This is a genomic window from Burkholderia sp. AU33545, from assembly GCF_020419685.1.
In the GTDB taxonomy this organism is placed as follows: domain Bacteria; phylum Pseudomonadota; class Gammaproteobacteria; order Burkholderiales; family Burkholderiaceae; genus Burkholderia; species Burkholderia diffusa.
The window spans coordinates 41,015-53,635 of sequence record NZ_JAIZRQ010000011.1; the positions used below are offsets into that span (position 1 = coordinate 41,015).

Annotated in this window: 11 protein-coding genes; 4 read left to right on the forward strand and 7 right to left on the reverse strand. The window is 66.7% G+C overall.

Annotated elements, in window-relative coordinates; genetic code table 11:
• The first annotated feature begins 398 nt into the window (after nucleotides 1-398).
• A complete protein-coding gene (locus LGM71_RS30385) occupies nucleotides 399-602 on the forward strand; it encodes a cold-shock protein (protein WP_006477070.1) in 204 nt (67 codons plus the stop codon).
• Nucleotides 603-704: 102 nt separating this feature from the next.
• Here the strand turns inward: LGM71_RS30385 and LGM71_RS30390 are convergent, their stop codons facing one another.
• The 3 genes from LGM71_RS30390 to LGM71_RS30400 all read right to left on the reverse strand — a co-directional run bounded on the left by LGM71_RS30390 (nucleotide 705) and on the right by LGM71_RS30400 (nucleotide 4,250).
• Complete coding sequence (locus LGM71_RS30390; protein WP_226118180.1) at nucleotides 705-1,955, reverse strand: Hsp70 family protein; 1,251 nt, start codon at nucleotides 1,953-1,955, stop codon at nucleotides 705-707.
• Nucleotides 1,956-2,202: 247 nt separating this feature from the next.
• The gene (locus tag LGM71_RS30395) at nucleotides 2,203-2,808 is read right to left on the reverse strand and encodes a nitroreductase family protein (RefSeq protein ID WP_124629097.1); all 606 of its coding nucleotides are present in this window, start codon (nucleotides 2,806-2,808) and stop codon (nucleotides 2,203-2,205) included.
• 158 nt (nucleotides 2,809-2,966) lie between these two features.
• The gene (locus LGM71_RS30400; protein WP_059607883.1) at nucleotides 2,967-4,250 is read right to left on the reverse strand and encodes an MFS transporter; all 1,284 of its coding nucleotides are present in this window, start codon (nucleotides 4,248-4,250) and stop codon (nucleotides 2,967-2,969) included.
• 217 nt (nucleotides 4,251-4,467) lie between these two features.
• On the opposite strand from LGM71_RS30400, the gene LGM71_RS30405 reads away from it, so the two are divergent.
• Together LGM71_RS30405 and LGM71_RS30410 are read left to right on the forward strand one after the other, a co-directional pair.
• Nucleotides 4,468-5,091: a TetR/AcrR family transcriptional regulator gene (locus tag LGM71_RS30405; protein ID WP_226118182.1), complete on the forward strand. Its 624-nt coding sequence runs from the start codon at nucleotides 4,468-4,470 to the stop codon at nucleotides 5,089-5,091.
• 82 nt (nucleotides 5,092-5,173) lie between these two features.
• Nucleotides 5,174-5,746: a DUF1415 domain-containing protein gene (locus tag LGM71_RS30410; RefSeq protein WP_226118184.1), complete on the forward strand. Its 573-nt coding sequence runs from the start codon at nucleotides 5,174-5,176 to the stop codon at nucleotides 5,744-5,746.
• Nucleotides 5,747-5,801: 55 nt separating this feature from the next.
• On the opposite strand, the gene LGM71_RS30415 is transcribed toward LGM71_RS30410, so the two are convergent.
• The 3 genes from LGM71_RS30415 to LGM71_RS30425 form a co-directional block, all read right to left on the reverse strand.
• Nucleotides 5,802-6,686: a class I SAM-dependent methyltransferase gene (locus tag LGM71_RS30415; protein WP_226118186.1), complete on the reverse strand. Its 885-nt coding sequence runs from the start codon at nucleotides 6,684-6,686 to the stop codon at nucleotides 5,802-5,804.
• 89 nt (nucleotides 6,687-6,775) lie between these two features.
• Nucleotides 6,776-7,909 (reverse strand): methyltransferase, encoded by a 1,134-nt coding sequence (locus LGM71_RS30420; RefSeq protein WP_226118188.1) that lies wholly within the window; start codon nucleotides 7,907-7,909, stop codon nucleotides 6,776-6,778.
• Between the two features lie 125 nt (nucleotides 7,910-8,034).
• On the reverse strand, nucleotides 8,035-8,529 hold the full coding sequence (locus LGM71_RS30425; RefSeq protein WP_124629101.1) for an LEA type 2 family protein: 495 nt from the start codon (nucleotides 8,527-8,529) through the stop codon (nucleotides 8,035-8,037).
• 645 nt (nucleotides 8,530-9,174) lie between these two features.
• Here LGM71_RS30425 and LGM71_RS30430 point away from each other — a divergent pair.
• Nucleotides 9,175-11,343 carry a M1 family metallopeptidase gene (locus LGM71_RS30430; RefSeq protein WP_124629103.1) on the forward strand — a complete coding sequence of 723 codons (2,169 nt, stop codon included), beginning with the start codon at nucleotides 9,175-9,177 and terminating at the stop codon, nucleotides 11,341-11,343.
• 111 nt (nucleotides 11,344-11,454) lie between these two features.
• Here the strand turns inward: LGM71_RS30430 and LGM71_RS30435 are convergent, their stop codons facing one another.
• Nucleotides 11,455-12,483, reverse strand: a complete 1,029-nt coding sequence (locus LGM71_RS30435) for a transporter (RefSeq protein ID WP_226118190.1) — start codon at nucleotides 12,481-12,483, stop codon at nucleotides 11,455-11,457.
• Nucleotides 12,484-12,621: the final 138 nt, after the last annotated feature.

Sequence of the window (12,621 nt, forward strand, 5' to 3'; positions counted from 1 at the left end):
GCATGGTCGGCCTGCTGTCCGGGATCGGCTCGGATAGCACCGCGCATGCAATTTTGGGGGGAAGGATCACCCGATCGGGGCAACCCTTCCGCGCGGCGCGTAGTTTAACGGTTGCACCTGCAAGTTGGCGCCAAAATCGTTCGGCCCCTACAAAAAATTCGCATCGTTTGCAAGGTTTGTAAACCTGAACCCCGCAATAACCCTGAGTGCATGGAAATACGGTTGACCGCGCGACCGAATAGCCGTATAAACAACGTTGCAGGATTTCAAGCGGCGAGTGAATTGGTTCTTTCGTAGTTCGCCCATCAACGGTACTCCGGTTGGTCCTATTACCCCCTTCCTTGATTTTCCGCACCCATGGGCCTCGGCCCCGTTTTATCTTTTTAGGAACAAGTAACATGGCAACCGGTACCGTCAAGTGGTTCAATGACGCAAAGGGCTTCGGCTTCATCACCCCGGAAGGCGGCGGCGACGATCTGTTCGCGCACTTCTCGGAAATCCGCGTCGAAGGCTTCAAGACGCTGCAAGAAAACCAGAAGGTTGAATTCGAAGTGAAGACGGGCCCGAAGGGTCTGCAAGCTGCGAACATCCGTCCGGTCTAAGTTCGGCGCGATATTTCGTGTAAAAAAGCCCCGCTTCGGCGGGGCTTTTTGTTTTCCGGCGCGGGCCGCCTTGCGGCCACCGCCGACCCGAATGGCCTTCGCTCAGCCGAACAGCCGCTGCGCGTGAATGCCGAGCCCGGTCGCGACGCTCGCGAGGCGATCGCCGAATACCGGCTGCGCGTCCGGGAATGCGCCGGCGAGCGCACCCGACAGGAACGCGAGCCCGGTCGAGCCGCCGGTGAAATACAGCGCGCCGACATCGCGCGGCGCGACGCCCGCAAGCCGTACCGTTTCGCGCGCGGCGTCGACGATGCGCGCGGTGTCGTCGACGCTCGCATCGACGAGACGTTCGGCGTCGAACGCGATCTGCAGATCCTCTTCCACGTCGTTCAGGTCGATCATCGTCTCCCCGCCCGCCGCCACGCCGATCTTCGCTTCTTCCGCGCGCGCCATCAGCGCATGCCCGAGCCGTTGCTCGACCACGCGCGTGAGCCGGTCGTACTGCCGTACGTCCTGGTACAGATGCTTCATCAGCTTCAGCTCGCCCAGCCGCTTCGGCGTGTAGACCGTGTTGATCAGGTGCCAGGTCGCAAGGTCGAAGTAGATCCGGTTCGGCAGCTCGCGCCCCTCGGGATCGAGCGCGCGGTAGCCGAACGCGGGCAGGATCGCCGCCAGCTCGACGCGGCGGTCGTAATCGGTGCCCGCGACGTGCACGCCGTGGTGAGCAAGCACGTCGTCCTTGCGTTCGAGGCGCGCCATCCGCTCCGGCCCGACGCGCACCAGCGAGAAGTCGGACGTGCCGCCGCCGATGTCGGCGACCAGTACGAGCCGCTCGGCCTGCTGGCGCGACTCGTAGTCGAACGCGGCCGCGATCGGCTCGTACTGGAAATGCACGTCCGTAAAACCGACCGATCGCGCGGCCGCTTCGAGCTGGTCCTGCGCGAGGCGGTCGGCGCGCGCATCGTCGTCGACGAAGAACACCGGCCGGCCGAGCACCGCGCGCCCGATCGGCGCGCCGGCGCGCGCTTCGGCCTTGCGCTTCAGGTGCGTCAGGAAACGCGCGATGATCTCCGTGTACGCCATCGCGCTGCCGTCGCCGAGATCGGTCGTGGTTTCCGCGAGCGGCGAGCCGAGGATGCTCTTCATCGAGCGCATCAGGCGGCCGTCGAAACCGTCGATATAGGAGGCCAGCGCCGCGCGGCCGTACTCGACCGTCTGCTCGTCGTTGTTGAAGAAGATCGCGGTGGGCAGCGTCAGGTGGTCGCCCTCGACGGGCGCGAGGCGCATGCCATCGCCGTCGGGCAGCGCCACGGCGGAATTGGACGTGCCGAAATCGATCGCGCAGTAAGTCATGGGAAGGTGCCGCAGCAGGGCCGGCGCGAAAACGGAAAGGACGGGCTTTTTATCATGAAGCCCGCCGGATCACAACCGGATCGCCCACCGATGCCGGCGCAACCGGCCCGGGGTCGCGATCAGGCGCCCCCGCGGCGCACCGGCGACGGGTGCGGACGGGTCATCCAGCGCCACCACGCCGCCCGCGTGCTGCGCGCGCGCAACTGCCGCGGACAGCGTGCTCGACGAGCGCCTGCCCGATTGCGGATCAGGCTGCGGCGTCGAAACCCTTCTTCCAGGCGCCCGCATAGACGACTTCGCCGATCGCATGACGCGTGCGCGGCGCCTTTTCGCGATCGCGCAGCACCGGATCGAGTTTGTCTACGTTGCCGTAGTGGCCGAGCGAGATGATCGCCGGAATCGCGACGTCGGCCGGAATCTCGAATGCGTCGCGGAACGCCTTCGCGTCGAAACCGCTCATCTGGTGTGCAGCAAGACCCAGCGCGTGCGCCTGCAGCACCAGCGACATCGCGGCCGCGCCCGCGTCGTACAGCGCGGTCGGCGCCGGCTCGCCCTTCGGCGTGAGCGTGTGCGCGGTCACGGCGATGAGCACCGGCGCCGGCGCGTTCCAGCCCTGGTTGAACGGCACCAGCGTCGCGAATGCGCGCTTGAACGCCGCTTCGTCCTGCGTGCGATCGAACACGATGAAGCGCCACGGTTGGGCGTTGTACGCGGACGGCGCCCAGCGAGCGGCTTCGAGCACCGCGTGCAGATCGGCGGCGCTGATCGGCTCGTCCGAGTACGCGCGCGGGCTCCAGCGGCCGGCGATCAGGTCGTGAATCGAAACAGTGGTGGGAGCAGGTTTGACGGACATGCGGTTCCTCGCTGACATCGATGAAGGGGCGCGAACGCCCGGCGAACCGAAAGCATAACCGCTTGAGGCGTCACGCGCCCGATCATCCCGCGCAATGCAAATCACGGATCCCGCATTGACCGGACGCACCCGTGCATGGGCCGGCCGAAGCGCCGCGCTCAGGCGGCCTGCGCGGCCGCGCGGGACGGGCCGCGGTTGATCCGCAGCACGATCAGCGCGCCGATGATGCAGAGCCCGCCCGAGATCATCGACGCGATCGTATAGGTGCCGAGGCTCGCACGCAGCAGCCCCGCGCCGAGCGCCGCGAACGCCGCGCCGAGCTGGTGGCCGGCGACGATCCAGCCGAACACGACCGGCGCCGCGGCCTTGCCGAACACGTCGGTGGCGAGCCGTACCGTCGGCGGCACGGTCGCGATCCAGTCGAGCCCGTAGAACATCGCGAAAAGCGGCAGCCCGAAGAAATCGATGCCGAACGCATGCGGCAGGTAGATCAGCGACAGCCCGCGCAGCCCGTAGTACCAGAACAGCAGCACACGGTTGTCGTAGCGGTCGGACAGCCAGCCCGACAGCGTCGTGCCGAACAGGTCGAATACACCCATCGCGGCGAGCAGCGATGCGCCCTGCACTTCGGTCATCCCATAGTCGCTGCACATCGCGATCAGGTGCGTGCCGACATAGCCGTTGGTGCTCGCGCCGCAAATGAAGAAGCTGAAGAACAGGAGCCAGAAGTCGCGCGAGCGGCTCGCCGTCAGCAGCGTGCGGAACGCGACCGCGAGCGGGTTCTCCTTCGTCGCGTCGGGCGCGGCCGGCGCGTCGGCCGGCTCGCCGTAGGGGCGCAGCTTCACGTCGGCCGGCCGCTCGGGCAGCAGGAACGCGACCAGCGGAATCACGATCGCGGCCGCCACCGCGACGACCAGCACGACCGGCCGCCAGCCATGACGCTGCGCGATCGCCGCGAGCATCGGCAGGAACACGAGCTGACCGGTGGCCGTGCTCGCCGTGAGGATGCCCATCACCAGGCCGCGCCGCGCATGGAACCAGCGCGTGACGAAGGTCGCCGACAGCGTCAGCGCGACGACGCCGGTCGAGCAGCCGACCATCAGGCCCCAGATCACGACCATCTGCCAGCTCTGCGTCATCATCGACGACAGCGCGACGCCCGCGCTCATGGTCACCAGCGCGGTCAGGATCGTCGGCCGCAGCCCGAAGCGCTGCATCGCGGCGGCCGCGAACGGGCCCGTCAGGCCGTACAGCGCAATGTTCACCGAAATCGCCAGCGAAATCGCCGCGCGGCTCCAGCCGAGTTCGCGCTCGAGCGGCACCATCAGCACGCTCGGTGTCGCACGCGTCCCGGCCGCGGCCAGCAGGATCAGGAAAACCACCGCCGCCGCGAGCCATCCATAGTGGAAACGCCCGCCGATTCGTGTCACTGCCCAGTTCATGTCGTCGCTCTCCAATTGGCGGGCCGGCACCCGCGCGCCGGCCCCGCGTCACCACCAGGCCACCTCCGCCGCATGCTGCATCGGCTGACCGGGGCCGATACCTGGCATCTGTCTGTCGATCCGGCCGGCATTGTTACCGCTCGGTCACAAGTGTGTTGCGATCGTAGTGACCAGTCGGTAACATGTCAAGCAATTCATCACGCAGTCGAGGGTCATCATGTCGGGCATCGAGGCCGCCAACAAGCCGCCGGCACGTCGCACGCGCCAGCCGATCGCCGCGGCCGCCGCGCAGGAACACCTGCTACGCGCCGCCGAGGAGCTGTTTTACAAGGAAGGGGTGCGCGCGGTCGGCGTCGAAGCGGTCGTGGAACGCGCGGGCGTCAACAAGATGAGCCTGTACCGCCAGTTCTCGTCGAAGGACGAGCTGATCCTCGCGTATCTCGAACGGATGGATGCGTGCTTCTTCGAGCGCCTCGATTCGAGCGTCGCGAAGCATCCCGGCCAGCCGAAGGCGCAGTTGATCCAGTATTTCGTCGATCTCGCGGAGCGCGCGACGCAGAAGGACTATCGCGGCTGCCCGTTCGTCAACGTCGCGGCCGAATTCCCCGATGCGTCGCATCCGGCGCGCGAACGCGTCGCGCAAAACAAGGAGCGGCTGATGAAGCGGCTCGTCGAGCTATGCGAATGCGCAGGCGCCCGGCAGCCGAAAGCGCTGGCCGATGCGCTCGCGCTCGTGGTCGAGGGCATCTACGCGGCCAGCCAGACCTACCGGCACGGCGAAACGCCGATCGGCACCGCGCCCGCGCTGGTCACGCAACTGATCGAAGCCGCCTGCGCGTGACAGGCGGCGCACGCCCGAACCCCGCGTGCCCGCTCCCGCTACAATGCGGCCCTCGCTTCCGCCTTGCCCGACTGCCCTCGCCATGACCGATACCCGCCCCGATTCGCACGACGACATCCTCGCCGCCACGCGGCACTGGCTCGCGCGCGCGGTGATCGGGCTCAATCTGTGCCCGTTCGCGAAGAGCGTCTACGTGAAGGATCAGGTGCGCTATGCGATCAGCGAAGCGACGACGCTCGAGGACGCGCTCGCCGACCTCGAAACCGAGTTGCGCGCGCTCGAAGCGGCGGATCCGCAGCAGGTCGACACGACGCTCGTGATCTATCCGCGCGCGTTCGCTGATTTCGTCGACTACAACGACGCGCTGTTCTTCGCCGACCGGCTCGTGCGGCAACTGCGGCTCGACGGCGTGCTGCAGATCGCGAGCTTCCATCCCGAGTACCGGTTCGAAGGCAGCGAAGCCGACGACATCGAGAACTACACGAACCGCGCGCCGTATCCGATCCTGCACCTGCTGCGCGAGGACAGCATCGCACGCGCGGTCGACGCGTTCCCGGACGCGTCCGCGATCTACGAGAAAAACCAGGAAACGCTGCGCCGCCTCGGCCACGACGGCTGGCGTGAATGGATGCGCCGGCCGGGCGACGACGTCTGACGCGTCGCGCGCCGGCCGTCCGCCGCGCGGCAAACGGGCCGCGAGTCGGCCTGCCTCAGTCCGGGGCCTGCTCGACGGCCTCGCCCGCCGCGGGCACCGGCGCGAAGAAGCGCTCGTTCAGTTCGGCGAGCCCGAACATGCCGAGGATCTCGTTCAGCCGCTCGCCGGGCTTGCGGCGCGGCAGGTTCTTGTACTGCGCGATGATCAGCTCGTTCTTCATCGAATGTTCCCAGCCGACCAGCTCGGTCACGCTGACCTGATAGCCGTGCGCCTCGAGCTGCAGGCAGCGCAGCACATTGGTGATCTGGCTGCCGAATTCGCGCGTATGCAGCGGATGCCGCCACACTTCGGTCAGCGCGTTCGCGAGCGACTTGCCCTTGTTCCTGCGCAGCACGCCCGCGACTTCCGCCTGGCAGCACGGCACCAGCACGATGTGCTGCGCGCGCTTCGCGAGCGCGAAACGGATCGCATCGTCGGTTGCCGTGTCGCATGCATGCAGCGCGGTGACGACATCGACCGTTTCGGGCAGCTTCGGCGACGTGATCGAATCGGCGACCGACAGGTTCAGGAACGACATGCCGCCGAATCCGAGTCGCGCGGCGAGTTCGGTGGAACGCGCGACGAGCTCCTCGCGCGTCTCGATCCCGTACACGTGCGACGCGAACGCCGGTGTGCCGTGCCCCGGCTGCTGCTTGAAGAACAGGTCGTACAGGATGAAGCCGAGATACGACTTGCCGGCGCCGTGATCGACGAGCGTCACGCCGCCCTTGTCGGCCTGCACGCTCGCGAGTAGCGGCTCGATGAACTGGAACAGGTGATAGACCTGCTTCAGCTTGCGGCGGCTGTCCTGGTTCAGCTTGCCGTCGCGGGTGAGGATGTGCAGCTCCTTCAGCAGCTCGATGGACTGCTCCGGACGGATTTCGTAGGTCTTGTTCGACATCGTGAAGCGTCGCCGGGCCACGGTCGGTCGACCACGGCCCGGCGGCGGGAATTCGTGAGGAATGGCGACAGTTTACCGAAAATACGCGATCAGGCTCGCGCGCCGAGCCGCCAGAGCGACGTGACCTCGGCGCGGCGTGCCGCGTGCAGCGGGTCGTCCGCGTCGGCCGACTTAGGGTGCGCGGGGCGGATGTCTTCGCGGCCGAGCACGACGAGCCCGGCTTCGTCGATCCATTGCAGCAGCGTATCGCGCGGCCGCAGGCCGAGATGTTCGGCGAAATCGGACAGGATCAGCCAGCCTTCGCCGCCCGGTTCGAGATGGTCGGCGAGCCCCGCGAGGAAACCGCGCAGCATGCGGCTGTCAGGATCGTAGACCGCGTATTCGATCGGCGCGCTCGGACGGGCCGGCACCCACGGCGGGTTGCAGACGACGAGCGGCGCGCGGCCGGCCGGAAACAGGTCGGCTTCGACGACCTCGACGCGCTCGGCATGACCGAGCCGCGCGACGTTCTCGCGAGCGCATGCGAGCGCGCGCGGATCCTGATCGGTCGCGACGATGCGCTCGACACCGCGCGACGCCAGCACGGCCGCGAGCACGCCGGTGCCCGTGCCGATGTCGAACGCGAGCGACGTCGCGGGCAGCGGCGTGCGCGCGACGAGTTCGACGTATTCGCCGCGCACCGGCGAAAACACACCGTAATGCGGATGGATCGGCGCGCCGCCGAGCGCCGGAATCGGCACGCCCTTCTTGCGCCATTCGTGCGCGCCGACGAGGCCGAGCAGCTCGCGCAGCGACACGACCGACGGCGCGCCGCCCGGGCCGTATGCTTCCTCGCACGCTGCACGCACGTCGGGCGCGCGGCGCAGCGGGATCGTGTAGTCGGCGTCGAGCGGGATCAGCAGCATCCCGAGCGTGCGGGCACGCTGCGATTGCGCGAGGCGATGCAGGTTGAATGCGTCGACGCCCACCGCGGCCTTCGCCTTCTTCGGCTTGCGTTCGACGCGGCGCGCCATCGCCTGCACGAGCTGGCGCGCGTTCTGGAAGTCGCCCTGCCAGACGAGCGCGGTGCCCTCGCACGCGTGGCGGTACGCGGCGTCGGCGGTGAGGCGGTCGTCGGCGGGCACGGCGCGCCTGGGCGGCTGCACGCCGGCTTCGGAGCGCCAGCGCACGGCATGTTCGGCGCCGTCGGCGTCGGTCCAGTGGAAAACGGGGAAATCGGTCACGCGAGCTCGGCTACGGTTGGCTTCAGACAGGCGGCGCTACAGGAGCGCGCCGCGCGGACCACACCATACCGCGCTTTGCCCGCGCGGCAAAGCACGGGCGACCGCCCTGGCATTGCGCAGGCAGCCTACCCGCCCCACCCCGGCATCGCCGGCATGCGCAACGTGCCCGCATCGCGGAAATGCACGCTGCCGAGCACGCCGCCCGCGAGCCGGCCGCGCAGCGCGTACGGCAACTCGCCGTTGGCCGCCGCGCCGGGCAGGTTCCACGCCTGCCGCGCGGCGGCGAACGCCGACACCGAAACGGGCACGTCGATCACGGCCTCGCCGAAGCGCGGCACGACGCCCGCGCGATCGCTCACGCCGCTCGCGAACGGCGTCCCGTTCAGTTCGAGTGCGACCGAAATGCCGTCGTATTCGATCGGCGTGTCATTCGGGTTCTGCACGCGCAGTTTCAGGCTGAAGCGCATCTCGAGGCCCTGGCCGACCAGCGGATCGAGCCCGGCGACGGTCACGCTCACCGGCTCGCGCGTCAGACCCGCGCAACCGCCGAGCACGAAGACGGCGGCGAACAGCAGCAGCATGGCGCGCAGCGGCGCGATATGGAACAGGGCTCGTGGCATGGGCTGGCCTCCTTGCGGCAATCGATTTGACGGATCGTCGCTGCATTGTACCGAGCGCGCCACGCTCCACCCTGATTCGTAGTTTCCGCGCACCGCCGAGATCGTTAATAGATTAAAACTACGAAAACAAACAGTCGAATGGAAAGCGAATTAATGCCTTCCAGCATTCAATGGTGCGCAAAAAATTCAATCGAATCACTTTCTAATTTTTTCGTTTCCTTTACCCAAAACCATCAAGTATATTTACGCATCCTTCGAGCAGGCCGACAAACCTTCAAGCCGCATGACGGCGATTTTACGGAACGGCGACACGCCGTCCTTCCGTCCTGCGGCCTTGCACGGCCAGCCCCGTGGGTCGTCGGTTCAAAGGGAATGCACGCCCGCGCAGGGCGGGCGGCCCCGTGTCGTGCGCGCGAAATCAATTCAGTACAACACGCGCCCGGCCATTTTGAACCGGCAAGTTAACCGACATCCGGAAACACAGAGGGGGCAGTAAACCATGATTACCTTCACGTAGTCGGCCGGCCGTCTTTTCGAATAATCCGTCATTGGCATTTCTCGTCGCTGTTGATTAACGGCGAGGGATTTCCTTTGCCGGCGTTTTCGCAGCACTGAACGATTCTTTCAACAATCGAGGTTTCAGTCATGTCGATCAACATTCACAAGATGCGTTACCTGCCGCTGGTCGCCGCACTCGCGCTCGCCGGGTGCGGCGGCGACGACAGCGGTGTCGGCTCGGCTTCCGCGCTCAGCTCTGCCGGCGCGCCGCACTCGAGCTCGTCGCCCGCCGCCAACACGCCGCCGAGCGCGTCCAATGTCGACAAGAGCGTGTCGCCTGTCGAACTGCCGGACACCGTGGTACCCGTCAACTACCGGTTGTGGTTCCGACCGAACGATGCGCTGAACGCGTTCGACGGGCGCGCCGACGTCGAGATCAAGGTGCTCAAGCCGGTCAACAACATCGTGATCGCCGGCCACCGGATCAAGTTCACGAACGGCCGCATCACGCTGCAGCCGGGCAACATCCAGCTGATCGCGACGCCGCAGGACAAGGGCGACTTCTACCAGCTGCGTCCCGTCGCCGGCACGATCTCGCCGGGCAACTATTCGCTCCACATGGAGTGGTCGGGCATCATCAACTTCAAGTCGTACGACGATCCGGCCACGCAGACGGGCGGCAGTTGTGGCGACGATCCGTATCCGGGCTGCTCGGCCGCGGAAGGCGTGTTCCGTGTCGACCTGAAGAGCACCGACGGCACGACGAGCGGCGCGATCCTCACGCAGGGCGAAACCAACCTGTCGCGCCAGTGGTTCCCGGGTTGGGACGAGCCGGCATTCCGGCCGACTTATGAAGTGACGGCCGAAGTGCCGCAGAACTGGCGCGTCGTGTCGAACGCGGCCGAGAAGCCGTCGACCAACGTCGGCGGCGGCTACAAGCTCGTGCAGTTCGAGAAGACGCCGCCGATGCCGTCGTACCTGCTGTTCTTCGGCGGCGGCATGTTCGACACCTACGAGGACGATTTCTCAAGCCCCCTGCCGGGCGGCAAGGGCGGTCTGCACCTGCGCGTGTTCACGCCGCCGGGCATGAGCGACTGGGCGAAGCCGGCGATGGACCGCACCAAGCAGGCGCTCGACTTCTACTACCGCTACACGGGCATCCCGCTGCCGCTGACGAAGTTCGACACGGTCGCCGCGAACGATGCGTTCAAGGAGCAGAAGGACCTGAACTTCGGCGGGATGGAGAACTGGGGGTCGATCCTCGAGTTCGCCGACGACATCCTGCCGCAACCGGGTCAGCCGATGTCGCACTACGGTAACGAGGTGCTGACGCACGAAGTCGCGCACCAGTGGTTCGGCGACCTCGTCACGACCGACTGGTGGGACAACGTCTGGCTCAATGAATCGTTCGCGACGTTCTTCGAGACGAAGACGACGATCCAGTTCTTCCCCGACGAGTTCAGCTGGCTCGATCAGGTGAAGAACAAGTATCGCGTGATCAATCGCGACATCGGCCCGAACGCATTCCCGGTCGCGCCGAACTTCAATGACTGGGCGTCGAACGACTTCGTGCTGAGCGCGAGCGCGTTCACCTACGACAAGGGCGGCCACGTGCTGAAGACGCTCGAGAACTATCTCGGCGAGCAAACCTTGCGCAAGGGCTTGCAGCAATACCTGGTCGATTACTCGTTCGGCAACGGCACACCGAAGCGCCTGTGGGATGCGCTGTCGAAGGCGAGCGGCCAGCCGGTCGGCCCGATCGGCGACAGCTACGTGCGCCAGACGGGCGTGCCGCTGATCTCGCTCGACACGCAGTGCGACATGACGAAGAACCAGACGGTCGTCACGCTGAAACAGCAGCCGTTCCCGAACAAGAACGCGTATCCGGGCCTGCAGTGGACGGTACCGATCACGCTCGCGTACGGCCAGGGGCTCGCGAAACACACGACGCTCGCGCTGAAGGATACGCAGACGCAGACGCGGATCGACGGCTGCACGGGCGTGGTCGCGGATCCGAGTGGTCTCGACTACTACGTCGTGAACTACAGCGATGCCGCGTGGAGCGGCCTGCTCACGCAGGTCAACGGCTCGACCGATCCGGTGCTGCTCGCGAACCTGAAGAGCGAGGCCGCACTGCTCGTCGCGAACAACCTCGCGCCGGCTTCGCGTTCGACGTCGATCGGCTCGGTCGCCTCGCCGGCCGCGATGAAGCTGCGCCAGACGCCGAGCTTCGGCGGCATCGCGCCGACGGTGAAGGAACGTCCGTCGCTGCGCTACCAGGGCATGTTCAAGCCGCGCAAGACGCTGGTTCAGTAACGTCGTGGTCCGGCCGGCCGGTGCCGCGGAGTTTGCGGCGCCGGCCGGCGTTCAATCTTTCACGTCCTTCGGCAGGCTCCGGATGCGGGGCCTGTTTTTTTGCGGCCGCCGCTAGCGATCATCGCGCCGGCGAAACGCCCACCACGCGGCGAGCGCGGTAAAGCCCGCGACCAGCAGCACCATCAGCCAGAACCCGTGCTTGTTCTCCGAGAACGGCACGCCGCCGACGTTCATCCCGAAGAAGCCCGCGACGATGTTGATCGGCAGCGCGATCACGGTCACCAGCGTCAGCGTGAACAGCGTCCGGTTGTTCTGCTCGTCGAGCCGCGAACCGATCTCTTCCTGCAACAGCTTGATCCGCTCGTTGAGCCCCGACAGGTCGGCGAGCACCAGCGAGAACTCCTCGGTCGACTCGCGCAGTTCCTGCACGTCTTCGGCATGCAGCCACGCGGGCGGCTTCGCGAGCAGCCGGAAGATCGACCCCGGCTCGGGCGCGAGCATGCGCTGCAGCCGCGTCAGCGTACGACGCATCGCGCCGAGTTCGACGCGATTCGACGTGAGCCGTTGCGACAGGAAGCGATCCTCGATGCGGTCGACGTCGATGCTCGTGCGCCGCATGATCTGGATCAGCAGGTCGGCCTGGTCGCGCAGCAGGTGCACGAGCAGTTCGGCCGGCGACCGGAACTGTTCGCCGTCGCGCACGCAGGCGCGCAGCGTGTCGACCGAGCGCAGCGGCTTGAGCCGCGCGGTGATCATGATGCGCCGCTCGACGTGGACGAACAGCGTCGCGATTTCCGACGGCGTCAGCTCGAGATTGAACATCACGTCGTTCACGATCGCGCGCAACGCGCCGTCCTCCTGCTCGATGCGCGTCGAGCGCGATCCTTCGTGAAGGAATTCGAAGAAGCTGTCGGGCAATCCGAGGTGCGTGCGCATCCAGCGCTCGCTCGCGCCGTGCGCGAGATTGAAGTGCAGCCAGACGAAATCGTCCGAGGCAGCTGCCTCGCGCGCGCGGCACGTGCGCAGCCATGCGGCGGCCGCGTCGGCATCGAGCATCGCACCCGATCCGCCCGGGACGAAGCGGAATCCGCACACCATGCCGGAGGTATCGGCGCCGTAAGTCTGTACGATCAGATCCATCGTGTCGAAGGTCGTGCGGCGCGGCCGCGCCGCGCATCGCGCATTGCGGCGCCACGCCGGGAAATGAAAGGAAACGTATGCCCGACGTATGCGACATTTTCGTGACGGGGTCACATACGGACGTCCGGCGTCGGACAG